Below are 24,822 nucleotides of genomic sequence, written 5' to 3'. Positions count from 1 at the left end.
TTAACACATTGATATGACAAGATTCCCTATTTTCTAAATATTTTTACGTCATATTTTCTTACGAACTGATTCCTTTTCCGAGCCACGCCACAGGCGGGACAAAAACCTGCGCCGACCTGACATTCATCATGTTGTGACATGTCTGTAAAAACTGTTCATAGCGGGTGCAGTCGGCAAGAATGTAGTCAAGCTGCTCTTCGTAAAACTGTTTTTCAGAATCATGAGAAATGTAATAGCTCTCCACCGTCTCGAAGAAATGGAGCGGAAACAGCAGGCGGCTGTAAAACAGGCGTTTGGAAAAGGAGGATAACGGCGTAATTTGCTCATATTCCTGCAGAAACAAAAACCCATCTTTGAGCAGGTCGTCACGATGATACAAATATGTGCTGCGCATATATTCCGCAATATCACGGGCAGCATGGTCGAATACCCAATCGCCCGGAATGCGGATCAATGATTCCTCCGACCAGGTATCCCGTTCCATCCGCTGATGGCAGATTGTCCCCGAGTCTTCTGCGCCGGGATTGTCATCCAGCTCCGTATCCACTAAATATTGAATGGCGTTTTCCGCTAAGCCTGAATAATAAGGAAATGCTTCGATCATTTTCTTTTCGAACGGTTCAAGCGGAGACATATGAATTTTCTGCATCCAGAATGATTCCAGCTGATCCACCCGTTTTCCCCATAAGTCCTTCCATTGGCCGATCCTGCCCGCTTCTTTCACTTCGTACGGAAAACCCCGCCCTTTTCTGTGAAATTCGGCAAGCTCCCCTCCGACAGAAAACGACCGGTTTGCGACGGGGATCGGCGCTTTTAAGAGCGCATACGTTTTGCCTTCGTCCTCAAAGGTCAGTTCTCCTTCCTTCGTAAAGATAAACACTGAAACGTATGGGTCACTTTGTTCTTGTAAATACTGACTCATGTAGTAAAGCTCCGTCAGCTCTGATTGCGAAAATCCGGAAACGGGAATAATAAGAAAGAAGGAATTAGGCGTCTGGAAGCATTGGTATTTCTGATAAACGGAAAGCTGTCTGACGTGGATGCCGTACTTTTCTTTAATGATGCTTTTCATCATAATCACCTGCCTGGAAAATTAGAGCTATTCACATCGTAGTCATACGCCGGCGGAATTATGAATACATATTGTAATCCTTTGAATCAAGTGGAGAAACATCGTACACATCGGAAGGGTGTTGTATAAACTAGTAAAAAAAGATTGGGTGAAGCAAATGTCAGAAAAGGAACAACTGAATCACGTGGAAGCTGTCGCCAGAGCGCGTTTAAAAGAACGGGGGGTTGAGACGGACGATATTGCCGAGCTGGTGTATTTCCTTCAGAAAAAATATCATCCTGATTTGACGATGGAAGTATGCAGGCTCAATGTGGACCGTGTCATCGCAAAACGCGAGGTGCAAAACGCCATTTTAACGGGAATAGAATTAGATGTGCTCGCCGAACAAAAAAAGCTGTCTGAACCGCTTCAGACCATTCTGGCGATTGATGAAAGCCTGTATGGGGTTGACGAGGTGCTCGCCTTCTCTATCGTGAATATATACGGCTCAATCGGCTTTACGAATTACGGCTACATTGACAAAGAAAAACCCGGCATTCTCGGGCGGTTAAATGATAAATCTACGGGCGAATGCCATACGTTTCTTGATGATATCGTCGGCGCAATCGCAGCAGCGGCTTCAAGCCGGCTTGCCCACAGCGCCAGAAATACAGAATAAGGACGGCCGTCATGGCCGTCCCTTTTTTATAGATGTTCAATCCATTCGGTTAAAGAGTCAATCGCATATGTCGGCTTCCGGTCGTAATCTGCCATATGCTCACGCTTTGTCACTCCGGTATGAACCAGCAGCGTATCCATGCCCGCATTGATGCCGGCCATAATATCCGTTGCATAGTTATCGCCGACCATGAGTGTTTCGGAAATATCCGTTCCGAGCACACGCATCGCCTGTTCCATAATAATCGATTCAGGCTTGCCGATAAAGACAGGCTCAACGCCCGTTGACACCGTCAAAACGGATGTGAGCGAACCGTTCCCTGGTAAAAGCCCTCTTTCAGTCGGAATGGCGACGTCGCCGTTTGTTGAAATGAACCGGGCGCCGTTTCTGATCGCAAGGCATCCCGTTGCCAACTTTTCATATGTAATGCCGCGGTCGATTCCCACAACGACAAATTCCGCGTTTTCTTCTCCGAAGCTCAGCCCGTTTTCTTCAATGGCCTGGCGGATGCCTTCTTCGCCGATCACATACACCGACGCGTCTTTTTTCTGCTGGGCGATATGCTGCGCAGTCGCCATGCTCGTCGTGAAGACCTGCTCTTCAGATGCCGGAATGTCAAACCTCATCAGCTTGTCCGCCACCTGCTTCGGCGTCCGGGAAGAATTGTTCGTCACGAATAAATACGGAATGCCGCGCGCTTTAAGCGTTCTCACGAATTCACACGCTTCTTCGATTTTTTCCGTCCCGTTGTACATTGTGCCGTCCAAATCTATCAAATATCCTTTATAATCCTTCATACTCAACACTCCTGTGGATTTTCTCACTCGTTGTTATTTAAATGCGGAAACAGGCCCTAATTCTGTTTCCAGGTAGGTTCTTACACGGGCCGGAAAGGCTTTCAGCACGTCCCTGTTTGACGTGATCAGCGTAAACAGTTCCTGATGATCGGCTTGCTGATATTCCTGAACAAGCTGCTTTCTGGAAGAGATCAATTGCTTCAGCTTATTCGCTTCATCCTCAGCTACCACCTTTTCATCCGTCAGAATATCCATGATGTCGTCATAACTTCCCGGATCGCGCATGATAAAGCCGTCAATCATATCATTTCCGACATCGAGAATGCATTCGATCATAAGATGGCTGATCCGCTCAAGCGCCCTTTTTTCGATTTCGCTCTGCCATGCAGGCGTGCTGTCAAACAGCGCCAGCTGGGTCTCAAAAAAACGGAGTGTTTGTTCGATATTATTTCTGTCAACAAAATACACGTGACAGCATCCCCTTCTGCATCAATTATTTTCTGATTCGTTTTAAAACAAAATACGCGCAGCCGAAATTGCAGTATTCGTAAATGTATTCGTCCAATGTGCTGATTTTCGTTTCAAAGGTTGCTTTTTGATTCTGGTCATCAAAGAAGCCTTTGAGCCGCAGCTGACTGTATCCCCAGTCTCCCACAATGTAATCATATTTATTTAATATGTCCGAATAGCGGGCTTTGAACGCTTCTTCATTAAAGCCGTTTTTAAAATCGTGTACGAGTTCAAACTCGGCATTTTGAATAAGAATCATGTCTTCACCTCTTTTATCACTCTTTACTATCATAATTCATTGACTTCTGTCCATCAATTGCAAAATGAGACGGTTCTGACGGACGGAAAAATTTTCCCCTTTTAATCCAGTGTAGCGGTTCTGACGATCCTTATTCAAGAATGACTTTTTCCCTGCACAGACGGCTCCATCACAAAAAACCCAAAACCTGCGGCGTTTTGGGTTTTTTCGGCTTATCTTATGCTTGGGCCTGGCGTTTTTTAGACGCTTCGTTCACTTGTTCATCCGCATGGTAGGAAGAACGGACAAGCGGGCCTGCTTCACAGTGGCTGAAGCCTTTTTGCATCGCGATTTCTTTCAGTTCGGCAAATTCGTCCGGATGATAATATTTTTGGACTTTTAAATGTTTTTTCGACGGCTGCAGGTATTGGCCGATCGCCATGATGTCTACATTGTTCGCAAGCAGGTCGTCCATCACTTCAATAATTTCTTCCTTCGTTTCGCCGAGACCGATCATAATGCTTGATTTCGTCGGGATGTCAGGCTGCATTTCTTTCGCACGGCGCAAGAATTCCAAAGAACGGTCATATGTTGCACGGGCGCGGACTCTCGGTGTCAGGCGGCGCACGGTTTCAATGTTGTGGTTCAGAATATCAGGACGGGTATCCATTAATGTTTTCAGGTTGTCGTAATTTCCGCCCATATCGGATGGCAGCACTTCAATTGTCGTGAACGGGCTTTTTCTGCGGATCGCCCGGACCGTTTCCGCAAAGACGCCTGCTCCGCCGTCTTTCTGATCATCACGCGCCACGGCCGTGATGACGGCGTGTTTTAAGTTCATCAGCGCGACGGAATCAGCTACGCGTTCCGGTTCCTGCAGATCCAGCTCAGTCGGCAGACCCGTTTTGACAGCGCAGAAGCGGCATGCTCTCGTACAGACGGAACCGAGAATCATGAACGTCGCCGTACGTCTGACAGCCCAGCATTCATGGATGTTCGGGCATTTTGCTTCTTCACATACGGTATGCAGATTATTTTCACGCATTAATTTTTTCAGACCCGTATAGTTTTCATTCGTGTTCAGCTTTATTTTGAGCCATTCCGGCTTTCTCAGATGCTCGTCTTTCTTTGCCATTTCCCCATCATCTCCATTATCCCTTTATTCATGTTCGTGTGCGAAAAATTTCTATTTCACGATGGATATAAAACTTGCAGATTTCTATTCAATAGTCACTTTAACATAGGAAAAATTTCTCGACAAGGGAAGAGAATTACTTACATTTTCTCGGATTGTTGCCGCAAACTATTTGTATTAATCCTGAAAGGAGATCATGTTGTGAAAGTTCTGTTATCTGCTCTTCTCCTTTTATCATTTTTCTGTCCGGCTGCAAGCGGGAAAGAACAATCGGCTCCTGTTTACGGCGAACGGATGCAGTTGTACCGCAAAGCCGAAGCAGTCACGCAGATTCCTTGGTATGTGCTTGCGGCGGTTGATCAATATGAAGAAAATGTCCGCTCGAACCGAAAGGATCTGCCGGAAAAAGCGGGAATCATCAGCATTTATATTCCGGATCATTTGTGGAGCGGGCCTGAAAATCCAAATCCTAAGGACGAGGCGCCCCTCAGCATTAAAGTATTTGACGGGATCGGCCTGGACGGCGACGGCGACGGAAAAGCCGAGGTCAGCAATGATGAGGATATTCTTTATACATTTGCACAGTATTTAGCGGGATTCGGAACGGATCTTGACCATATCCGCATCGGCCTCTGGAATTATTACCGCCGTGATCAGACGGTCGGCATTATCACCGAATTCATGACATTGTTTAAAACGTTCGGCCGCCTTGATCTCGGAGAGCACGCTTTTCCGCTTCCCGTGAAGACGGATTACAGCTACCGCAGCACATGGGGCGCCGCGCGGGGTTTCGGCGGGCGCCGGATTCACGAAGGAACGGATCTGTTCGCCCATTACGGGCTCCCCGTCAGATCGACCTGCTACGGTATTGTTGAAATGAAGGGCTGGAACCGTTTCGGCGGCTGGAGAATCGGCATCAGGGATATCAATAACACGTATCACTACTTCGCTCACCTGAACGGTTTTGCAAAAGGTGTGCATAAAGGCCAGATCGTCAAACCCGGAGAGGTGATCGGCTCTGTCGGCAGTTCCGGATACGGACCGCCTGGCACCGCGGGAAAATTTCCGCCGCATCTTCACTACGGGATGTATAAAGATAACGGCAGATCGGAATGGTCTTTTGACCCGTATCCCCATTTAAGGGCATGGGAGCGAAAAGAAATCCGCAGGAAAAAGTAAACACACAGCCGCCAGGAAAGATTGCGGCTGTGTGTTTTTATTTATCTTTCTTCTGTTTTTCATTCGGCAGCTGAATGGAAGGCGTCACACCTGATCCGCCGCTTCCGTTATAAAACTGCGGCACCTCTCCTTGAATCGCTTTAATGGAGACCGGTATATTATTTGTCACGACTGATGTTTTACTGGCAAACGGGATAATAACCTTTACCTTAATTTCCACAAAAATACTGATATCGATCAGGGCATTGTTAATGCCGTACGGCTTTATTTTTGTTTTCACATCAGTTAACGCATCACCGATCAGGTTAAAGCGCACGGGGATTTTCGGCCCCAGATTTCCGAGAATGCTGTTTCCCGTGACCTGCCCTAAAGGGATGTTAATCATAATTTCATCGGCCGTTTTCGCGCCTTTCTCCGTTTCATGCTGCTTATTGTTCGACTCCGCTTCCTTCAAATGAGCCTGAAGCTGCTTTGTCACTTTCGCCTTCATGCTGTTGACCATTTGTGTATTAAAATCCATCGTTGTGACTTTTCCGTTTTCATCCGTTTTCATATCGACCATATCTTTCACATTGTCGCTGTGAGACATGTATTCTTCAATGGATTCCGTAATGACTTCTGTCGCCACCCGTTTGGTTTCCATTTCTCCGATGTTCATCAGCACCGGTTTGATTGAGGAGTTGATCATCCAGAGGCTGATGACCGTCGATATGATAAAAAAAGCAAACGACAGAAGAAGCACATATCGAAAAGGCAAAGGCCCTCTCTTGCGAAGAGCGCTCCGGTATCTAGGCAAGAAAAATCCCCCCTTACATATCACAATGTATGCTTGTAAGAGGGGACATAGTATTTTATTTTTACTCTTAAAAAGTCAAGCTTACCTTCACTCGAATGAGATGGAACGGCCGGCGGATATCTGACATTACGCTTGCCGCGCGAGCTCCCAGGCGAGCAGATCTCTTAAAAACTCCGGCATAAAGTATTGTTTTTCTTTTGAATCGCGGATGTAAGGGAACAGCTTTCCGAGTGTAAACATGTCGAGAACGGCAACCGAGTATATCCGCTCCGGATCCACCTCTTCTCCGTTCACTTTCACATTGAGGAGATGCGTCACACCGTCTTCAAGAATGCCGGCCTCTGCCTCCGCTCCGGCATATACCATCCTGCCCATCACTTCCCCGCGGAAGCCGAGGCCCTTAATCCGCAGCTGCTCCATTTGTTCCGAGGCGGCCTGGCTGATTGTTTCCTGGAGCTCCCTGCCTGAAAGACGAACGGCGACCGGATTGATCGGATGAGGGCAGATGCGGTGCAGGTCAAGCTTTGTGACAGGCCCCTTCTGTAAAGGCCCCAAAATGACGCCTGAATTCACCATGCTGACTTCACAGCCGCACCAGCTTTTCAGCGCTTCGGCTAATAGAAGCGGCAGCGGCGATTCCTCAAACCACTTCACGCCGGCTTCTTCCTTCAGATTGGCGACTTGTACGGAGAGCAGGTTTTCCGCTTCCCGTTCTTTCTCTTTCAGAAAAGCCGCCGTATCTTCAGATTCCCCGTGCCAATCAGCCATTTTCTGTACAGATGCCTGTTTGCTGACAATGGTTCGTGATTCACTTTCTATCGTGAGCTCGACACAGCCGACATAGTTCCCGTATTTTTCCGCACATGCAAGCAATACGCCGTTTATGTCCTGTCCGTCCTCAAGAAGGTGGTGCGTATGTGATTCAAGAATGACATCGATGTCGGGAAATTTTTCCGCTGCGGCCCGGTCATCGATCAGGCCTAAATGAGAAAGCAGAATGATGATGTCCGCTTTACCCTTGATATTGTCAAGTGATTCTTGAATGCTTTTTTCCGCATCCGTCACCGTCCAGCCGAGTTTCTGATAGACGGGATAATACGGCACCGTGACGCCTAGTATGCCGGCGGTCATCCCGTTTTTCAGCGTTTTGATCACGTAGGGCTTGGCCCATTCCGGGCGCTGTCCGTCCGCGTCAAACAGGTTGGACACAATGACGGGAAACGCGGCATGAGTATATAAATCCGCCAGCTCATCGTGAGGCAGCGTAATCCCTTCATTATTCCCGACGGCAGCCGCATCAATCTCAAGACGGTTTAACAAGTCGACATTCGCTTTGCCGAAGGTCGCTTCCGTTATCATTTGGAATCGGTCCATATGATCGCCGATGTCGAATACGAGTGTTTCCTCCCCGTCCTTTTCATGCTCACTTCTCTTCTGCTCAATATAATGTACGATTTTCGGCCAATTTTCGAAATGGCTGTGCAAATCATTCGTATGATATAAACGGAGCTTCTCTAACATACCATCTCTCCTACCTTTTAGCTGAATATCCCTTGATAAATCAATTCACAGCCGATCAAAATCAAGACGACCCGCATGAAAAGCACGATCGTTTTCGTCTGCACCCGCTTATTGACCCACGCGCCCATTTTGCCGCCGAACCACGCGCCCGGAACGAGGCACAGCGCATACAGCCAATTGACATGGCCTTCTGCGATATGTGACACGGAACCCGTCACGGAGGATAAGAAAATGATGAGCATTGACGTCGCCACAGCCACTTTCGGCGGGAACAAAAATAACAGCATCATGGCCGGAACCATAAGAGAGCCGCCGCCGATGCCGAAAAGACCGCCCAATAAACCGACGAAAAAGGCAATGGCGATACCGGTAAAAATACGGTACGAATATGTATAAAGCTCACCCGATTCATCCTCATAAGTCCGGATCATGCCTTTATGCGCTTTATTGACCGGTTTTGCTTTCGCCTTCAGCATTAATGTAATAGAAATCAAAATCATAAAAAGTCCGAACCAGACGGAAAACGTATGCGCATTAAAAAGTTTAGACAAATACGCGCCGATGATGCTTCCCGGGCCGGAACCGATAAAAAAGATCAGTCCGCTTTTGTAATCAACGGTTTTATATTTCATATAGGCCAGAGTTGATGACAGGCCCGTAAAAATAATCACCAAAAGGGATGTGCCGATGGCAGTCTGCGGTGTTACGTCATGGAAAAACGGAGTCATCGTGCTTAAATAGAGCATTGCCGGCACGATGATAATTCCTCCCCCAAGCCCGATCAGGCTGCCGACCGTTCCCGCGATAAATCCTAATATGATCAAAATAAGATAAGACATGTGTCTTGAAACCTCTTTTCTAGCTGAATAGGTCGAGCTGCTTCGGAGCAAGCCCGGTATATGAGATATTTAACATTTCAAGCATCTCAAGCCCGTTATCGGCGGCGTCTCCGCCTGAGTTATTATTGAAGAGCACATACAGATTGCGCGACTGTTTTTTCAGCACCTGAAGATTGTTTTTCCAATCTTTGAGCTCCTGTTTGTTATAGCGGTATAAATATCTGACCTCACGCCAGTTTTGTCCGCCGTCTGGTTTGATCCAGCCCTGTTTGTTCCGTCCGTGAAAACGGACAAGCGTTTTTTCTTCATCCGTTGCTTTCAGGACGGTCGGAATGCTGCCCTCGCCGATTTGCGGCTCGTCACATATGCTGTGAATCCAGCCTTCCTCCTTCATAAAGGAAAGCGTCTGTTCATAAAATGGCGGGGAAAACCAAGACCGGTTGCGGAATTCAAGCGCGCACGGGATATCGCCCATCTGCTGCCTGCACCATCTTAAATATGCGACGTTTTCTTTATTGCAGTCAAACCACGGCGGGAATTGGAACAGCACCATGGCAAGCTTTCCATGCTCTATATACGGCGATAATGACAGCTTAAACGCCTCAAACATTTCTTCCTTCGATTCATAGGGAATATCGCCGCGCTGATGGCCCGTCATTCCTTGATATGCCTTAATGACAAATTGAAAAGATTCCGGCGTCTCTTTGACCCATCTTTCATTATTGCGGGCGGGCTGTATCGCGTAAAAGCTCGCGTCCAGCTCAACGATGGGAAAATGGGAGGAATACGCCTGCAGTTTTTGCGGGCCCGCTGTTTTAGGCGGATAGATGCTGTCATGATCCCCCCACCCCGTCAGTCCGATATAAATCACAATCCTTCACCTCTCACTCTAGTTTATCACAGGTGTTTTTCTCTTTCTGTTTCCATGTTTTTTCTGAATGCACTTTTCAGGAACCGATACTGATGTTCATTGGTGTCCGAAAATGCCTCATCTCTGGAAGAAAGAATGTGCTGATAGACGATCGGCTCTGAAAACTGACCGCTCGTGAAATCATATATCTCCCCGTCTATCCGGTTATAAAAATGCCAGCTTGTGCCGGTTTTTGTTTTGAGAATGTCACCGCCATAAACATCTTGGATGACTAAAGCCGTCACGCCGCACTGGCCTTTGGCCGGGCAATCTTCCGTCCATTTTGTACTAGTCTTGCGCGACCAGGATGCCGTTAATATGTTCAAGATTTGATCATACAATGTGTTTTACTCCTTTTTATAAAAAGATACCACGAGACCCGCTTTCCAAACGACAAAAAAAGCCGATTCTCATCAGAGAATCGGCTCTTTTATTTCAGAAGGCTTCAGGAATGTTCCGAAAGCCCCGCTCTGCTTACGACCGCCATCCTGATACACACAGCGTCCCTTGCTGTAGGTCGCAGCAATTCGGTATGGAAAGGTGCGGCCTTCATACAGGCTTTGCTTATGTTTGGAAAACATCGTTTCTTTTGTGACGGTAAAAGGTTCCGGCCGGACGATGGCAAAATCAGCGTCAAATCCTTCTTCAAGCCGGCCTTTATTCGTTAACCCGAAGCGCTTGGCAGGTGCTTCGGCCGTCCATCGGGCCACATGTTCAAACGGAATCCCATGATCGATCGCTAATTGAATCATGCCGAGAAGCGTAAATTGGCCTCCGCTGATCCCGCCCCACGACAGAAACATATTATCCTCGCGTTTCAAAGACGGATGACAGGGAGAATGATCCGAAGACACCATATCAATCAGGCCCTCTGCCAAACCCCCGATCAATTCCTCTTTATCAGCCTCTGAGCGGAGCGGCGGAGCGCATTTGGCGGCCGCCCCTTTTTTGAGGAAGTCTTCAAAGCTGAATAATAAGTAGTGCGGACACGTTTCAACGGTGACATCCAATCCGTCTTTTTTCGCCTGCTGAATGGAGAGCACGGCCCGTTTCGTGCTGATATGTACAAAATGAAGCGCGCATCCCGTCGCTCTTGCATATTCAATCGCCCGCTGCACAGCCTCGCATTCGGCTTCTTCCGGACGGGAGGAAGCGTAAGCGCGGGCATCAATTTTCCCTTGGAGCGCGTACTCGGCTTCAAGGAATCGGGTGAGGGCGTCGCTTTCTGCGTGCAGGGCCAAAATCTTGCCGCACGCCGCGATTTCCTTCATTCCCTTTAAAAGAGTCCGTTCATCGGCTGATTGAAATTCATCCGTTCCCGATTTAGACAGAAACGCTTTAAACCCGATTGCCCCCGCTTCTGCCATCGGCCGGATATGTTCGGTATATCCGGGCATCAAACCGCCCCAAAGCGCAAAATCAACCGCTGACTTTCGTTCGGCGATTTCCGCCTTTGCCAGCAGGTTTTCAGCAGTTACCGTCGAAGGGATGCAGTTAAGCGGCATATCAAAATAAGACGTACAGCCGCCGGCAGCCAGCATGTTTGAGCCGGTTTCAATGCCTTCCCATTCTTCGCGGCCGGGTTCATTGAAATGCACGTGACAATCGACCGCTCCCGGAAACACATACATGCCGTCCGCCTGCACCACTTGTTCCGCGTTTTCGTCAATGCCGAGCCCGATCAAGGCGATTTTCCCGTCCTTGACGGCGATATCAGTCCGCTCTGTTCCGCCTTTTCGCACAGCTTTCGCACCCTTTACAATTACGTCATAGGCCATTTTATCTTCCTCCCTGTAAGGATGACGATTTTTCTGTCAGTTTTTATCACAACATGCGTCTATGATTGCCAGTTTACTGCTACTATGATCGTAATACATCAGCAAAACCGCTATAATTTTTGATGATTTTTATTCATATTAACCAATGGTTGTCTTTAGAACCTGAAAGGAGACTGACTGATGAACATTTATGACGTGATGAAGATTCCCGCTTATGAGCGGGCCGCATTAATCGCAGGCAAATCCGGCGGCTGGAGGGAGGTGCAGCACGTCAACATGATGGATGCGCCGGACATCGCTGATTTTTTACATAAAAACGAATTGCTCGTCACGACGGCTTACCACTTGAAGGACCGCCCTCAGCTGTTGAAAGATTTGATCCGCCTCATGGCAAAACGGGGCTGCGCGGGACTGGGGATCAAAACGAAGCGTTACCTTAATGTCATTCCGAAAGATGCCGCGGAGCTTGCCGACCGGTATGAATTTCCGATTATTGAGCTGCCGGAAGACATCAGGCTCGGAGATATCGTCAACGCCACACTGAGCCATATTCTTGATATGCGTTCAAATGAGCTGCAGCAGGCCATTTACGCCCATAAAAAATTCACAAACCACATCATGAGCGGCAAAGGGCTGCAATCCCTGCTTAAGAAGCTCTCAGACATTCTCCGGCTTCCCGTGCTGCTTTTGGATCAGCATACAAAACTCTTATCATCGTCCCACCGCATACCCATTGACACGTCTTTATTGAAAAACATCTGTTATTCCCTTTCCGGGCCTTATTTCACTTGCTTTTCCATGCTGTCCGACAGAAAGGCGTATTCTGTCCTGCCGATTCTGAATGTTGAAAAAAACTGCGGTTATCTGGTGATACCGGAGCTGGTGCAGACCGCTGATAAAGGCATGATTTTGACTATTGAACAGGCGGCTAACGTCATTTCCTTTGAACTGCTGAAAGAAAATGCCGTCAAACAATTCAGCAGACGAGCGCGCAATGAATTTTTCAGCAATTTCATCGACCGCTCGTTTACCGGCCATGAAGAAATCAAAAGCCGCGCCAAAGAATTCCGGCTCCGCTGGGATCAGAAATACATGTGCATTTGCGGAAAGCTTGACCGAAATGAGAAAACGATCAGCTTTACCGAAAATCAGCTCGTTTCCGATCATGTATTTGATCTGCTTGAAGGGGAACTGTCATCCTTCCCGTTTCCCCCTCATCTCTTTATTAAAGGAAATGTCGGTATTCTTCTAATTGAAGCGACAGACAGCTGGAATGAAATGCACGCGTCTGTCATCAGCTTTTTGGAGCAGTTTCAAAAGCAGGTCCGGACGCAATTTAAACGGACTGTCTCCTTCGGCATCTCAAACATATGCCAAAAGCTGATCGACGTCCCTGACGCTTTTACTGAAGCTTCAGACGCCATTTCATCCGGGCATTTGTCCAGAAGCGCGGAGTTTATTCAAATCTATCATGCCAAAGACGTGCCGGAGCTGCTCCGCCTGCTTCCGGCGGAAGATGTGAAGAAGTTTTACGAAGCCACCCTCCAAAGCCTGGCCGACCGGCAAAAGGAGGACCAGAGCCTGCTTCATACGCTGTCTGTTTATCTGGAGACCCACTGCCAGATTTCAGAAACGGCTAAGCGCCTGTACGTCCATCGAAATACGGTGATCTATCGTTTAGAAAAATGCGAGGAACTGCTCGGCAAAAGCTTAAAAGATCCGGAGACGACGATGCGCCTGCGGCTCGCGCTGAGAATGCAGCGGCTGATCGGTTAAGGAATTGTTGCATATCCTCAAATGAAATCCACTCTCATTGGCGTTTCCGCCAAAAAATACGAATATTTCAGCGATAACGCCTGATGGCATTACGTCTTCCGCATACTAACGTGTATTAAACATCACATTCGGAAAAATGAGGGGTTGAAATTAGAGAAAAACAATAATACTAGCCATGCTTACAATCAGCTCACAGTATGTAGCTGCCATATATGCAAGAGCGATTACAATGCCTTATTCGGCGGGCGCGTAATAAATTTGAGGTCCGATGAGCTTTCTTGCCTTTTAGCAATTGATTTACTGACGGGCCCTGCCACTTTGCTGAAAACCATGTGGGGCGCATCAATCGGTATCGGCCTATGCTTGGCAGATTTTTTGCATCTTAATGATAATTACCGCCTGATCTCCATCACTGGAATGAATATACAGTCCTGCGAGATGACAGCAGCCAGCTGCTATTTGTCCATTTATAAATCGGCGGGACAGAGGATCGTACGGAGAGCCGCGCGAAGACTATAGTGCCGCGGAACAGGTTCGTGACATAGCCGCTTCTGTATTTCACAAACAAGCCCCCTCGATACCGAATCTGGTTTAGATGCAGATTTCCCTAGCTGTTTCACATTACCTTCCAATCTCAAAATCATACATGGGATACAGTCGTCGGTGAGATTCCATGTTCGGAAGGAAAAACGAAGAAGGGCGGCTCGACAGCTATCTTCTCAGCGAACAGATGCAGCTCGGAGAAAGATGGAATCATACGGGTGCTCGCTTCTCCTGCTTGGGCTTTCTTAAAAATACCCCTTTCCATGCATTTTCACACCATGACGCATTAAAGAACTACCACATTCTGCTCCTGCTCATCCTATTTGGCTATCAGGTTGTAATACTCAATGAAAAGGATGCAGGGGTCCCCTGCATCCTAAGTACATTTAGAAAATTTTCAGCCTCTAAACATTAATTAATTTAGAAGAATAATTATTACTAATCAGTCGAAATCAAGTTTTAGATATTAGCGTTTCCATTTACTTGAATTTACAGTTTGAATTAGTTCTGAGTGTTTCCAATTGTTATAAAGTTTCACTTTCACACGAGTTGAAGCAGATTTTTTAGCGATATTTGTAAAAGTAACATTCAATTTTTTTCCGTATGATGCATTACCGGAAGCAGTATCAATAGTCTTCCATGAACCGCTTGTATACCGCTGAAGGTATAATTTACAATAAGCTGCGGTCTCCCATGTGCCTGATCTTCCTAATTCAACTGTAGCATTAACATTTTTGTAGTTATCTGATGTATGTATATATGATTTTGCAGAAACAGTTCCAGTATTGTAAGTAAAGCTCGTTGTTTTGCTTACTGCTTGCGCTGATTGGCTTAATCCTATAATCAGGCCAAAAGTCATAATACCTGCTAACAATACTGCTAGAATATTCTTAGTTTTACTTCTCATGATAAATCCCTCCATTAATAATTATACTTGTAAACACAAGACTATTATACATTCTAACCCATATTTTCCGATTTTTAAAGACTAAATAATCTTTTGGTTGCAAAAACTAGATAAGAATACGATGAGTTTTAAAAAGACATAGTATGAATTTTATAAATAACTTTTAAAAATGACATCTGATAAGAACAAAAGCCTCCACCTCATTTTCTCCTCAGTTCTCATTTATTTTGGTAAATAATAGATTTTTGTGATTTTTTATCCGAAAAGCCGTTTTTTCTGTGCTTATCAATCTGTTATTGGCTTTCCAAGAGCTTCTGTTGCCGTGTCAACTTTCTGCCTTATTTATTTCTCGACTGCTTGTATTCTGGAATTGCAGAAAATCACAGATGAAGCCGTGGGTACGGAACTCACCAAAAAGGTGTATTCGGCCACTTTATTACTGTCAGCCTGCTTCATATCCTCATTACAGACAGCCGAAGAATAAACGGCAATCAGCAAAAAGCCTCCGGATACCCGGAGGCTTTTGATTCTATCCTTGCTGCGTGAACGGCCGGGTCTGTGTCTTTTTGCCCCAGCCAAGCGCGGCCAGAAAACTGATGGTGAGAATGGCCGCTCCCAGCATATACGGAAATTCCATATTTACGTCAAAGAGAAAACCGGCGGCTGACGGTCCGGCGATATTCGCTAAGCTGATGAATGAGGTGTTCATCCCGCCGGCAAACCCCTGCTGGTCACCGGCGAGCTTCGACAGCATCGTATTAACCGCCGGCCGGAGCAGCGATGTCAGCGTCAGGAAAAAGATTGCCGCGGCAAAAACGGCCCAATATGAACCCGCAAACCGGCACCACACAAGTCCTGCAGCAGCCCCGATCAACGTCACGTTAATGACGCGCTTTTCCCCGAACCTGCGGACGAGATAACTGACGCCGACCGCCTGCACAAACACGCCGATGAGACCCGCAGCCGTAATAATAAAGGCAATATCAGAGGCTTTAAATCCGTGTTTATGGTCAACGTAAAGGCCGAAAACGGATTCAAAGTTCATAATTCCGAAGTTCAGCACAAAAACCAGAATCAGCATAAACGCGAACGGCGATTTGAGCGCGCGTGACATTTGCTTAAACAGATGCTCACGTTTTTCCGTTTTTGCCCGGGCTTCCAGCTGCTTTTCACGTCCCAGCGTTTCAGGCAGAAAGAAAAATGAAAGCACCGTTGAAAAGCAGGCGAGACTTGCAGACACGATGAACGGCACAGACATGCCGTAATGAACCAAATAGCCTCCGACACCTGGCCCGATGACGACACCGAGCGTCATCGCCGCGCTGAACAGCCCCATTCCTTTCCCGCGTTCTTCTTCGGTCGTAATATCCGCTATGTAAGCGAACATTGACGGCATTAAAAACGCCGCGCCCATTCCGCCCAAAAGCCGGGATGCGAACAGTTGCCACAGGCTTCCGGCAAAGGCGAAGATCAATTGTGACACGGCAAAGGCGGCGATGCCGAAAATAATCAGTTTCCGCCGTCCGTATTTGTCGGTTATTTCCCCGGCAATAGGCGCAAATAAAAGCTGTGTAAGCCCTGCCGCCGCAACAAGCAGACCCATCGTGCTCCCCGTCGCTCCGAATTCAGTAATATAGGTGGGCATAATCGGAATAATCAATCCGATTCCAAGCATCGCAATAAACATATTCAGCATTAAAATTGACAATCGGCCTATGTACGCCATGATTTCTTACCTTCTCCCCAGACAAACAGATGATCATTCCATATTTGTCATTTTTTATACCATTCAGTATAACGGGCAAAAGGGAAAAAAGTCCAGATGATTTCAATCTCGTTTTCAAGTCTCATGACAGCACACCGGTTTCAGCCGGCAGATCATATATGTTAAGGGCCGCCTGCAGCGCTTCCCCGGCTTTAACGGCAACTCCGTGTCTGATCAGAACCGCTTCAAGTCCGGCCAGCACAAACAGCACATTTTCCTTTCTGCAGCTGTAGCCCATCGTTCCGATTCTCCAAATTTTCCCCTGCAGCGGACCGAATGAGCTGGCGATTTCAATTCCGAATTGAGACAAAAGCATCCTTCTAATCGATTCGCCGTCTGCTTCCGGCGGAATCTTCACACATGTGACGACAGGCAGCTTCGCCTCCGGATCGCCGAATAAATCAAGGCCCATCGCTGCAAGTCCCGCCGTAAGCGCTTTTTCATGACGCTGATGCCTGCGGAACCGTTCTTCAAGTCCTTCTTCCAGGACAAGGCGCACACCCTCCCGCAGCGCATAAAGCATTGCTGTCGCTTCTGTATGGTGATTCAGCCTTCTTTCACTCCAATAATCTTCGAGCTGGCTCAGATCAAAATAGTTGCTCGTAACCGGCCGATGACCGGACAGCCTTTTGCCGTCGGCTGCCGTCGCAATGCCCCGTTCTACCTTTTTACGCGCGGCAATGACAGCTGCCGTCCGGTCATTATAAGTAATCGGCGCCATTCCGGAAGGGACCGACAGGCATTTTTGCGTTCCCCCGATGACTGCGTCAATCTTCCATTCATCCGTTTTTACGGCGCAGCCTCCGATCGTGGCCACGGCATCCACGATAAAGAGTGCGTCTTGGGCGCGGCACGCTTCCCCGATTTCTTTCAGCGGGTGAATCCGCCCCGTTGATGTTTCTCCGTGCACCATAGCGACGATTTTCGGGGAAATCTTTTTCATCTCGCTGATAATCTCTTCAGGCCGGAAGACCGTTCCCCATTCACACTCGATCGTATGAACGTCCGCTCCGTACCGCTCGGCGATTTCAGTCAGCAGGTATCCGAAGCGTCCGTATATCGGAACGAGCACGCTGTCGCCCGGTTCTATCACACTTGCGAGAACAGCCTCAATCCCCGCTCTTGATGTACCGTCAATCGGATAGGCCCAGCGGTTTTCCGTTTGAAACAATTCACGGAGCATTTGCATCGTTTCGTTCATGATGCCGGTAAATGCCGGGTCAAACTGGCCGATGATCGGAGCGCCCATCGCCCTCAGCACTCTCGGTTCAGCTTCTGTCGGTCCCGGTGTCATAATCGTTCTTTGCGGAATGCATAATTCTTTTCTGGTCGGCACGCCGATTCCCCCTTTACGTTAATAGGCAAGTTTATGTAATACATTCGCCAGCGTAAGGACGCCGGTTTCAAGCTGATGTGCGGGTGTGAATTCAAGCGGCGAGTGGCTGATTCCGCCACGGCTCGGCACAAACAGCATGCAGGCCGGAAAGGTTCTGCCGAGCATCTGGGCGTCATGTCCCGCTCCGCTTACGATTTTCTCCGGGTCCGCCCCCTGTTCTTTTGCAGCCTCCGCTGCGGTTCGCGTCAGTGTCTGATTCATTTGAACCGGCTCTATCCTCATATATTCATCAATAACGGGCCTGACTCCTTTGCTGCGGCTGATGTTTTCAACAATCGATACCAGTTTTTGATGGAAGGCTGCCAGCACGTCTTCCTGCCGGTGGCGAATATCAACGGAAAACTGGATACGGCCCGGAATGACATTCGCCATATTCGGTTCAACCGTCATTTTCCCGCACGTCAGGCGGAGCTCTTCCGGCTGTCTTTCCGCTGAGAGCATGAGTTCATGGATGATGCTGCTTCCCGCCGCGAGCGGATCTTTCCGCCATTTCATCGAAGTGGTGCCGGCATGGTTGCATTCACCGTCAAGCGTAACGGTATAGCGTCTCTGTCCAGCAATCCCGGTGACAATCCCGATATCCCTTCCCGATCGTTCAAGCGTTTGCCCCTGTTCAATATGAATTTCCAGAAAGGCTTTGATATCTGTGCGCAGCGGTGCTGGATAACGGCCTGCACCGAAGCCGTTCTGCCGCATGGCTTCTTTCAGAGAAATGCCGGACGCGTCTTTCGGCGTTTCCGCATCTGAAAGCGAGAAAGCACCGGTGATATTGCCGGATCCCCAATAAGTGATGGGAAAACGGCTCCCTTCCTCTTCACAGAGCGACACAGCCTCCAGCGTTTTTTTCGGACGCCCGCACGTCTCATGCAAATGACGGATCGCCAGCATGCCCGCCAGCACGCCGAACGCACCGTCATATTTGCCGCCGTCAATAACGGTGTCAATATGCGACCCGGTCAGAATCACCTCATCAGGCGATTCTGTGCCGTTCAGCCGGCCGAATACGTTACCGACATCGTCAAATGCCGTTTCCAGCCCGAACGCCTCCATTTTCTTTTTGACGGCAAGCTGGGCGTCCATCCATTCTTTCGTATATAAAAGCCTCGTCACTCCGCCGGAAGCGGAAGCGCCGAATTGAGACAGCCATTGTATGTCATCGGAAATCCCGATATTCGCCGCCGAAAGCTGCTGATGTTCCATACACGCCCTCCTTTTAAACTGAAAAACTGACAAGATGATCTTCATTATAGAAGGAGCGCATAACGAGTTCATTATCATATCTTCCAAAAAATCAACGATTTTCCGGATACTTTGACCAATAAGCCGAAGGAACCATTTTTCAAAAAAGATAGAATATTAGATTTATTTTTTGGATAATAGAGGTAAAGGAGGGCAAGTCATGACAAAAAAACTTTGGTTTCTGCCGATTGTCTGCCTGTTTTTCATTTTTGGATGGGCCGCGCCGTCAGCCTCTGCGGGCGCGCCGGCTGACACGAATCTGTACAGCCGGATGGCGGTTTCAACTGCCGGCGGCACAACTCTTTTTCCGCAAACTGCCTCAGCTGTCATCACTCCGTCTGCGGATACGGACACATATTACAAAGAAGCTTCCGGAAAAAGCGGAACGGCCTTAAAGAGCGCCCTGCACCGCATCATCAGCGGACATACAAAGCTGTCTTACAGCCAAGTATGGAATGCATTGAAGGAAACTGACGAAGATCCGGCAAACCCGAACAATGTCATCTTGCTCTACACCCAGGAATCACGGGCCAAAAGTAAAAACGGCGGAAGCGTCGGGGACTGGAACCGTGAACACGTGTGGGCAAAGTCACACGGAAACTTCGGAACAGCTGCCGGCCCCGGGACGGACATTCATCATCTGCGCCCTGCAGACGTCCAGGTGAACAGTGCCAGAGGAAACATGGATTTTGATAACGGCGGCTCAGAATACCCGAAAGCGCCGGGCAATTATTACGACGGTGATTCCTGGGAGCCGCGCGATGAGGTTAAAGGAGACGTCGCCCGCATGCTGTTTTACATGGCGGTGCGTTATGAAGGAGACGACGGGTATCCTGACCTTGAGCTGAATGATAAAACCGGAAACGGCTCAGCTCCTTACATGGGAAAACTGTCCGTTTTGCTCAAATGGAATCAACAAGACCCCGTCGACAGTAAGGAAAAACGGCGGAACGAAATCATTTACGAAGACTATCAGCATAACCGCAATCCGTTTATCGACCATCCGGAATGGGCGGACGAAATCTGGTAATCGTATCATAAGAAGTGATAAGGGAGCCCCGATCAGCAGGCTCCCTTTTTCAATATACGGCGTTTTCAGTGTCGGCATCAAAAAAGACGGCCCGGTTCATATTGACCGCAAGCAGAATAGCATCGCCGGGTTTCACCTGTGAAGCGCCGTCAAGACGGATCGTCATGCGGTCATCTCCGCTCACCGCATGAACGTACATCTCCGCGCCTAAGTTTTCACATACTTCCGCCACAGCGCGGCACACCGCTTCAGGCGGGTGCTCTGATTGTCCGGCAAGCGTCAAATGCTCCGGACGCAGCCCCGCAATCATCTCCTTACCGCTGTATCCTTTCTGCACAAGAACGGCCGCTTTTTCTTTCGGAATGGGCAGACGAACGGACGAACCGGCAAAATACCATTGCCCGTGACTTTCTTCAATGGCGCCTTTTATAAAATTCATACTCGGAGAACCGATAAAACCCGCCACAAACAGATTCGCCGGATAATGATAAATCTCATGGGGGCTTGCGGCCTGCTGAATATCTCCTTCATTCATCACGACAATCCGGTCGCCCATTGTCATCGCTTCCGTCTGATCATGCGTCACATAAACGATGGTCGCTTTCAAACGCTGATGGAACTTGCTGATTTCGGCGCGCATCGTCACTCGCAATTTCGCGTCTAAGTTGGAAAGCGGCTCGTCCATCAGAAACACTTTCGGCTCCCGCACGATCGACCGGCCGAGCGCAACCCGCTGCCGTTGCCCGCCTGAGAGAGCCTTAGGTTTCCGCTTGAGCAGATGCCCGATTTCCAAAATATCGGCGGCCGTCCGGACTCGCTCTGCGATTTCTTTTTTCGGCAGCTTTTTGAGCTTCAAACCGAACGCCATATTGTCAAACACCGTCATGTGGGGATACAGCGCGTAATTCTGAAAAACCATTGCGATATCGCGATCCTTCGGGGGCAGATCGTTCACCGCGTCTCCGTCGATATAAAGCTTCCCCTCAGAAATGCTCTCCAGTCCGGCAATCATTCTGAGTGTCGTAGATTTGCCGCAGCCGGAGGGACCGACAAGCACCAGCATCTCCTCATCTTTTACATCTAAGTGAAAATCCTTCACTGCCGCCGATTGGGCGCCGTATGTTTTTTTGATATGGTCAAATGTTAATGATGCCATTCGAAACCTCCTCCAATACTGGAAACCGCCACATCTTTCTGTTATGTTAAAAATGTTCGGGGTTTCTGAAAGATTCATAAATGAAAAGCAAATTTGTATTATAACGTCATAATACATATAATAGTACTACTACTTGACAAAGGAGGTCCGTCCCATTGTTAAATAACGGGAGCTCGAAACCTTTATATATTCAGCTGAAACAAATTATCGCGGACGATATCAAGAAGGGCGTTTATTCGCCGTCCGTAAAACTGCCGACCGAAAATGAGCTGTGCGAAACGTACAACGTCAGCCGCATAACGGTCAGGAAGGCCATCCTTGATCTTGTGGAAGAAGGCTGGCTCGTCCGGCAGCAGGGAAAGGGAACGTTCGTTAAAAGCCCTAAACTGAAGCGGGAGCTCATCGCGGTCAACGGCTACTCTGAATTTATGGAATCAACGGGGAAAAAACCGAAACACCAGATCCTTTCTCATGAAATCATTGAAGCGCCTAAATCCATCGCCCAAAAACTTCGCGTCGCTTCCGAAAGTCCCGTTCTTGAATTGAAACGCATTTTATTTCACGACGACCAGCCGCTCTCATTCGAAATCGCCCACTATCCGCTCAGTTTATTTCCCGACATCGGCAAGCATATTAAAGGCGGCGTGTCGATGCATGACATTTTGAAACAGCACTATCAGGTGGTGCCCACCCATAATACGAAGCTGTTAAATGTCGTATACGCCAAGCAGGAAGAAAGCCGCTATCTGGCTTGTGATATCGGGGATGCGCTTTTTGAAATTGATAAAACCGCATTTATGTCAAAAGACCAGCCGATATACAGCTCGCTGTTTTTAATGCATACCGACCGCGTCACGTTTACCATTAACAGTCCCTATGCGTAACAAGTATAAAAAACGAGACAATGCTTATCGTATTCTCGTTTTTTCACTGCTTTTCCAGCCGCCCGGCCTGTAGGGATGCCCGTAACCGAACGCTCCGAACCCTCCGCATGTTTTGGCAGCCGTCCCGGCGGCCGCAGTAAGCGCTCGCCGAATATCCTGATGCTCGAAGAAATCGGTAAGAAACCCGGCGATAAAAGAATCACCCGCGCCCAATGTATCTATTATATCAGCTCTTACCACCGGCTGATGATAGACGCGTTCCCCATCCGATAACACCGCGCCATATTCTCCCCTTGTCAGACAGACGATTTTCGCTCCGAAACCGCGGGCTTTTTCGGCAAGCCGCATACATTCACTTTCACTCAAATCACTCCCGGAAAAAAACGCATACGTCACGTACGGACAGACCGCTTCTAAATAGGCTTCGTCACGTTTTACAGAGAAGTCAAAGGAAATCGGCACATGGCCGCTCAGCATCGGAAGATCACGTTCTATCCTGCTGTATACGCTCGTATGGAGCAAATCATGTCCGGCGATAAATGAGATGTCATTCTCCTGAAAAGCGAGCGTCAGACGCGATTGCACGCCGCCTTTATTTGATCCGGCAAATATCCTGTCCCCTCTTTCATCAAGCGTGACGACCGCCATCCCGTTTTCTCCGTATGCCCGGCGGATCAGATCGGCATTCACCTTTTCCAGTTTCAGCACATTCAATACGTGATCCGCCGCTTCATCACTGCCGAGAATCCCGATATAAGAAGTTTCGTGGCCTAAGCGCCGGGCAAGCACGGCTACATTTAACGCATTTCCGCCCGGGTAAAACGTCTCCTGATCCTGATAATAATCTACTACATTATCTCCGGCCGCTATCAGTTTCATCTTTTCATCCTCCTTATCCTTTCACGCTTCCCGCAGCAATGCCGCGGATAAAATATCTCTGCATCAATAAAAACAGCGCGATGATCGGAGCAGCAGAAATCGTCAGCCCGGCCAGCAGCACGCCCCAATCCGTCTGCAGCGCATCTCTGAACTGCATCAGCCCGGCCGGAATCGTCCGTAAATTTTCATCATCGATAAAAATAATCGCAAACATAAACTCATTCCATGTATGGTAAGCCGTCAAAATGCCTGATGTCACCAGAATCGGCACGCTCATAGGTAAGAATATTCTGAAAAATATTCCGAAACTTGTACATCCATCCAGATAGGCAGCTTCCTCAAGCTCTTTGGAAATCGACAAAAAATAGGAACGGATCAGAATCACGGTAAACGGAATACGGTAGGCGGCGTACGGAAGAATCAATGCCCAATACGTATTGTACAGTCCCAATGACTGGATAATGGAGTACAGCGGCACAAGACTGACCTGCGGCGTCAGCATCAAGCCGCCAAGACAAATGATCAGCACAAACCCTTTTCCTTTAAATTGGAAACGGGCCAGCCCGTATGCCGCCCAGGCGCTCACAAATACGGTGATGAGACAAGTCAGCACGGTCACAATGACGCTGTTCATAAAATAAGCGGAAATTCCTTGGTTCCATGCGGATACGAAGTTTTCGGGATGCCAGACAGAGGGCAGCGACCAGCTGTGCTCAAAAATCTCATCCGAGCTTTTAAAGGCGCTGACCGCCATCCATAACAGCGGATATGCAACGGCAATGAGGTAGATAAAGAGAAACAGCCACACGGACGTTTCCCCGACATACCATTTTCTCGGTTTTCCGCCTGTTCTGACGGCCTGACGGGCATGACGCAAGTCCGTCTTTTCAGGAAGCATCGGCTACTCCTCCTTTCCGGTCTTAAAGAATTTCATCTGAATAAGCGACAGAGCAAGCGTCAGCAAAAGCACCACCGTCGCGATCGCAGAAGCGTAGCCCATCATATCCTTTGTAAAAGCGCTCTTATACAAAAATGTGCTCAGCACTTCTGAAGCATTGCCCGGCCCTCCGCCGGTCAGAATATACGGTTCATTAAATACGGTAAATGCGCCGGTCAGCGTCATCACCACGGCAACAAACGACATTTCTTTCGTCTGCGGCACCGTAATGTGAAAAAACTGCTGGATTTTTCCGGCTCCGTCCAGCTGCGCCGATTCATATAATTCAGCGGGAATGCTCTGAATCGAGACAATGTACAGCATGGCGATGTAACCGACAGACTGCCATTGAGACACAAAAATGACAGACAGCATAGCGGTGTTTTCATCGCCCAGCCACGCCCGGGTCAGTTCATCAAGTCCGACGGCTTCCAGCAGCTGATTCAAGAGACCGATTTCCGGGTTATAAATAAAATCAAACAACAGCGCAATGACGGTCATGGAAATGACGACCGGAAGAAAAAAGACCGTGCGGAAAAACGGCGACCATTTTCTTACCAATCTGTCTTCCAGCACGGCCGCCAGAATTAAGCCGCCGCCAACCTGGCAAATCAGCGATATGACCGCATACAGCACATTGTTGCGGAGCGCTGTAAAAAACACGGGATCGTGAAACAGGTCAATATAATTTTTCAAACCGATAAACGTCTTTTCGGGTTGAAATGAGCTCCATTCAAACAGACTGAAAAACACATTCTCAATAATCGGAATGTAAACGAACAGCAGAAAAATCAGCGCGGGCGCGAGAAACAGATACGGAATGAAACGTTTTCGGCTGACCAAGGAAATCCTCATCTCCTTTCTCCAAAGAAATCTG

Annotated in this window: 24 protein-coding genes; 5 read left to right on the top strand and 19 right to left on the bottom strand. The window is 48.3% G+C overall.

Features of this window, described 5'->3' with window-relative positions; all coding sequences use genetic code 11:
* Positions 1-58 precede the first annotated feature (58 nt).
* Positions 59-1,075: a spore coat-associated protein CotNH gene (gene cotNH / locus G9F50_RS11385; protein ID WP_101536283.1), complete on the bottom strand. Its 1,017-nt coding sequence runs from the start codon at positions 1,073-1,075 to the stop codon at positions 59-61.
* 154 nt (positions 1,076-1,229) lie between these two features.
* Between cotNH and G9F50_RS11380 the strand changes: the two genes are divergently transcribed.
* Positions 1,230-1,730, top strand: a complete 501-nt coding sequence (locus G9F50_RS11380) for a phosphatidylglycerophosphatase A family protein (RefSeq protein WP_060561902.1) — start codon at positions 1,230-1,232, stop codon at positions 1,728-1,730.
* Positions 1,731-1,756: 26 nt separating this feature from the next.
* On the opposite strand, the gene G9F50_RS11375 is transcribed toward G9F50_RS11380, so the two are convergent.
* The 4 genes from G9F50_RS11375 to lipA all read right to left on the bottom strand — a co-directional run bounded on the left by G9F50_RS11375 (position 1,757) and on the right by lipA (position 4,410).
* Positions 1,757-2,527 (bottom strand): TIGR01457 family HAD-type hydrolase, encoded by a 771-nt coding sequence (locus G9F50_RS11375; RefSeq protein ID WP_060561903.1) that lies wholly within the window; start codon positions 2,525-2,527, stop codon positions 1,757-1,759.
* Between the two features lie 33 nt (positions 2,528-2,560).
* Positions 2,561-2,995: a DUF86 domain-containing protein gene (locus tag G9F50_RS11370; protein WP_060561904.1), complete on the bottom strand. Its 435-nt coding sequence runs from the start codon at positions 2,993-2,995 to the stop codon at positions 2,561-2,563.
* Positions 2,996-3,020: 25 nt separating this feature from the next.
* Positions 3,021-3,296 carry a YutD family protein gene (locus G9F50_RS11365; RefSeq protein ID WP_003151928.1) on the bottom strand — a complete coding sequence of 92 codons (276 nt, stop codon included), beginning with the start codon at positions 3,294-3,296 and terminating at the stop codon, positions 3,021-3,023.
* A 217-nt stretch (positions 3,297-3,513) separates the two neighbouring features.
* Positions 3,514-4,410 carry a lipoyl synthase gene (gene lipA / locus G9F50_RS11360; protein ID WP_003151923.1) on the bottom strand — a complete coding sequence of 299 codons (897 nt, stop codon included), beginning with the start codon at positions 4,408-4,410 and terminating at the stop codon, positions 3,514-3,516.
* Between the two features lie 201 nt (positions 4,411-4,611).
* Between lipA and lytH the strand changes: the two genes are divergently transcribed.
* Positions 4,612-5,589, top strand: a complete 978-nt coding sequence (lytH, locus tag G9F50_RS11355; RefSeq protein ID WP_003151918.1) for an L-Ala--D-Glu endopeptidase — start codon at positions 4,612-4,614, stop codon at positions 5,587-5,589.
* A gap of 37 nt (positions 5,590-5,626) precedes the next feature.
* Here lytH and yunB read toward each other — a convergent pair whose 3' ends face one another.
* The 6 genes from yunB to G9F50_RS11325 all read right to left on the bottom strand — a co-directional run bounded on the left by yunB (position 5,627) and on the right by G9F50_RS11325 (position 11,433).
* Entirely contained in the window at positions 5,627-6,385 is a 759-nt protein-coding gene (gene yunB / locus G9F50_RS11350; RefSeq protein WP_039253993.1) for a sporulation protein YunB, read from the bottom strand.
* A 126-nt stretch (positions 6,386-6,511) separates the two neighbouring features.
* Positions 6,512-7,906, bottom strand: coding sequence for a bifunctional metallophosphatase/5'-nucleotidase (locus tag G9F50_RS11345; protein ID WP_060561905.1), 1,395 nt, complete (start codon positions 7,904-7,906; stop codon positions 6,512-6,514).
* Between the two features lie 17 nt (positions 7,907-7,923).
* A complete protein-coding gene (locus tag G9F50_RS11340; RefSeq protein WP_003151913.1) occupies positions 7,924-8,745 on the bottom strand; it encodes a sulfite exporter TauE/SafE family protein in 822 nt (273 codons plus the stop codon).
* 19 nt (positions 8,746-8,764) lie between these two features.
* Positions 8,765-9,616, bottom strand: a complete 852-nt coding sequence (locus tag G9F50_RS11335) for a DUF72 domain-containing protein (RefSeq protein WP_060561906.1) — start codon at positions 9,614-9,616, stop codon at positions 8,765-8,767.
* A gap of 26 nt (positions 9,617-9,642) precedes the next feature.
* The gene (locus G9F50_RS11330) at positions 9,643-9,996 is read right to left on the bottom strand and encodes a YunG family protein (RefSeq protein ID WP_007408736.1); all 354 of its coding nucleotides are present in this window, start codon (positions 9,994-9,996) and stop codon (positions 9,643-9,645) included.
* 72 nt (positions 9,997-10,068) lie between these two features.
* Positions 10,069-11,433: an allantoinase gene (locus G9F50_RS11325; protein WP_060561907.1), complete on the bottom strand. Its 1,365-nt coding sequence runs from the start codon at positions 11,431-11,433 to the stop codon at positions 10,069-10,071.
* Positions 11,434-11,613: 180 nt separating this feature from the next.
* Here G9F50_RS11325 and G9F50_RS11320 point away from each other — a divergent pair, with 180 nt between their 5' ends.
* Complete coding sequence (locus G9F50_RS11320; protein WP_007408738.1) at positions 11,614-13,209, top strand: PucR family transcriptional regulator; 1,596 nt, start codon at positions 11,614-11,616, stop codon at positions 13,207-13,209.
* A gap of 1,009 nt (positions 13,210-14,218) precedes the next feature.
* Here G9F50_RS11320 and G9F50_RS11315 read toward each other — a convergent pair.
* The 4 genes from G9F50_RS11315 to allC all read right to left on the bottom strand — a co-directional run bounded on the left by G9F50_RS11315 (position 14,219) and on the right by allC (position 19,020).
* The gene (locus G9F50_RS11315; protein ID WP_041482215.1) at positions 14,219-14,659 is read right to left on the bottom strand and encodes a hypothetical protein; all 441 of its coding nucleotides are present in this window, start codon (positions 14,657-14,659) and stop codon (positions 14,219-14,221) included.
* 529 nt (positions 14,660-15,188) lie between these two features.
* A complete protein-coding gene (locus tag G9F50_RS11310) occupies positions 15,189-16,385 on the bottom strand; it encodes an MFS transporter (RefSeq protein ID WP_060561909.1) in 1,197 nt (398 codons plus the stop codon).
* A 121-nt stretch (positions 16,386-16,506) separates the two neighbouring features.
* Complete coding sequence (locus G9F50_RS11305) at positions 16,507-17,718, bottom strand: pyridoxal-phosphate-dependent aminotransferase family protein (protein WP_285840295.1); 1,212 nt, start codon at positions 17,716-17,718, stop codon at positions 16,507-16,509.
* Positions 17,719-17,778: 60 nt separating this feature from the next.
* Positions 17,779-19,020 (bottom strand): allantoate deiminase, encoded by a 1,242-nt coding sequence (allC, locus tag G9F50_RS11300; protein WP_060561911.1) that lies wholly within the window; start codon positions 19,018-19,020, stop codon positions 17,779-17,781.
* Between the two features lie 199 nt (positions 19,021-19,219).
* Between allC and G9F50_RS11295 the strand changes: the two genes are divergently transcribed.
* Positions 19,220-20,089 carry an endonuclease I family protein gene (locus G9F50_RS11295; protein WP_007410107.1) on the top strand — a complete coding sequence of 290 codons (870 nt, stop codon included), beginning with the start codon at positions 19,220-19,222 and terminating at the stop codon, positions 20,087-20,089.
* A 49-nt stretch (positions 20,090-20,138) separates the two neighbouring features.
* Here the strand turns inward: G9F50_RS11295 and G9F50_RS11290 are convergent, their stop codons facing one another.
* Positions 20,139-21,245, bottom strand: coding sequence for an ABC transporter ATP-binding protein (locus G9F50_RS11290; protein WP_060561912.1), 1,107 nt, complete (start codon positions 21,243-21,245; stop codon positions 20,139-20,141).
* 155 nt (positions 21,246-21,400) lie between these two features.
* Between G9F50_RS11290 and frlR the strand changes: the two genes are divergently transcribed.
* Positions 21,401-22,129 (top strand): transcriptional regulator FrlR, encoded by a 729-nt coding sequence (gene frlR, locus G9F50_RS11285; protein WP_012118372.1) that lies wholly within the window; start codon positions 21,401-21,403, stop codon positions 22,127-22,129.
* A 24-nt stretch (positions 22,130-22,153) separates the two neighbouring features.
* Here the strand turns inward: frlR and G9F50_RS11280 are convergent, their stop codons facing one another.
* The 3 genes from G9F50_RS11280 to G9F50_RS11270 are packed head-to-tail and all read right to left on the bottom strand — an operon-like array spanning position 22,154 to position 24,800.
* Positions 22,154-23,008 carry a PfkB family carbohydrate kinase gene (locus G9F50_RS11280; RefSeq protein ID WP_060561913.1) on the bottom strand — a complete coding sequence of 285 codons (855 nt, stop codon included), beginning with the start codon at positions 23,006-23,008 and terminating at the stop codon, positions 22,154-22,156.
* Between the two features lie 13 nt (positions 23,009-23,021).
* On the bottom strand, positions 23,022-23,906 hold the full coding sequence (locus tag G9F50_RS11275) for a carbohydrate ABC transporter permease (RefSeq protein ID WP_003151895.1): 885 nt from the start codon (positions 23,904-23,906) through the stop codon (positions 23,022-23,024).
* A 3-nt stretch (positions 23,907-23,909) separates the two neighbouring features.
* Positions 23,910-24,800, bottom strand: coding sequence for a carbohydrate ABC transporter permease (locus G9F50_RS11270; RefSeq protein ID WP_012118373.1), 891 nt, complete (start codon positions 24,798-24,800; stop codon positions 23,910-23,912).
* Positions 24,801-24,822: the final 22 nt, after the last annotated feature.

Origin of the sequence: Bacillus sp. EKM206B, assembly GCF_011066015.1 — a bacterium.
GTDB classification, from domain to species: domain Bacteria; phylum Bacillota; class Bacilli; order Bacillales; family Bacillaceae; genus Bacillus; species Bacillus velezensis.
The sequence above is the reverse complement of the archived record's forward strand: the minus strand, read 5'-3'. Positions and strand labels throughout refer to the sequence as shown.

Excerpts from the sequence above, each read along its gene's own strand:
- cotNH (WP_101536283.1), bottom strand. The coding sequence starts at position 1,075 with ATGATGAAAAGCATCATTAAAGAAAAGTACGGCATCCACGTCAGACAG.
- G9F50_RS11380 (WP_060561902.1), top strand. The coding sequence starts at position 1,230 with ATGTCAGAAAAGGAACAACTGAATCACGTGGAAGCTGTCGCCAGAGCG.
- G9F50_RS11375 (WP_060561903.1), bottom strand. The coding sequence starts at position 2,527 with ATGAAGGATTATAAAGGATATTTGATAGATTTGGACGGCACAATGTAC.
- G9F50_RS11365 (WP_003151928.1), bottom strand. The coding sequence starts at position 3,296 with ATGATTCTTATTCAAAATGCCGAGTTTGAACTCGTACACGATTTTAAA.
- lipA (WP_003151923.1), bottom strand. The coding sequence starts at position 4,410 with ATGGCAAAGAAAGACGAGCATCTGAGAAAGCCGGAATGGCTCAAAATA.
- G9F50_RS11345 (WP_060561905.1), bottom strand. The coding sequence starts at position 7,906 with ATGTTAGAGAAGCTCCGTTTATATCATACGAATGATTTGCACAGCCAT.
- G9F50_RS11340 (WP_003151913.1), bottom strand. The coding sequence starts at position 8,745 with ATGTCTTATCTTATTTTGATCATATTAGGATTTATCGCGGGAACGGTC.
- G9F50_RS11325 (WP_060561907.1), bottom strand. The coding sequence starts at position 11,433 with ATGGCCTATGACGTAATTGTAAAGGGTGCGAAAGCTGTGCGAAAAGGC.
- G9F50_RS11320 (WP_007408738.1), top strand. The coding sequence starts at position 11,614 with ATGAACATTTATGACGTGATGAAGATTCCCGCTTATGAGCGGGCCGCA.
- G9F50_RS11315 (WP_041482215.1), bottom strand. The coding sequence starts at position 14,659 with ATGAGAAGTAAAACTAAGAATATTCTAGCAGTATTGTTAGCAGGTATT.
- G9F50_RS11310 (WP_060561909.1), bottom strand. The coding sequence starts at position 16,385 with ATGGCGTACATAGGCCGATTGTCAATTTTAATGCTGAATATGTTTATT.
- G9F50_RS11305 (WP_285840295.1), bottom strand. The coding sequence starts at position 17,718 with ATGACACCGGGACCGACAGAAGCTGAACCGAGAGTGCTGAGGGCGATG.
- allC (WP_060561911.1), bottom strand. The coding sequence starts at position 19,020 with ATGGAACATCAGCAGCTTTCGGCGGCGAATATCGGGATTTCCGATGAC.
- G9F50_RS11295 (WP_007410107.1), top strand. The coding sequence starts at position 19,220 with ATGACAAAAAAACTTTGGTTTCTGCCGATTGTCTGCCTGTTTTTCATT.
- G9F50_RS11290 (WP_060561912.1), bottom strand. The coding sequence starts at position 21,245 with ATGGCATCATTAACATTTGACCATATCAAAAAAACATACGGCGCCCAA.
- G9F50_RS11280 (WP_060561913.1), bottom strand. The coding sequence starts at position 23,008 with ATGAAACTGATAGCGGCCGGAGATAATGTAGTAGATTATTATCAGGAT.
- G9F50_RS11275 (WP_003151895.1), bottom strand. The coding sequence starts at position 23,906 with ATGCTTCCTGAAAAGACGGACTTGCGTCATGCCCGTCAGGCCGTCAGA.
- G9F50_RS11270 (WP_012118373.1), bottom strand. The coding sequence starts at position 24,800 with ATGAGGATTTCCTTGGTCAGCCGAAAACGTTTCATTCCGTATCTGTTT.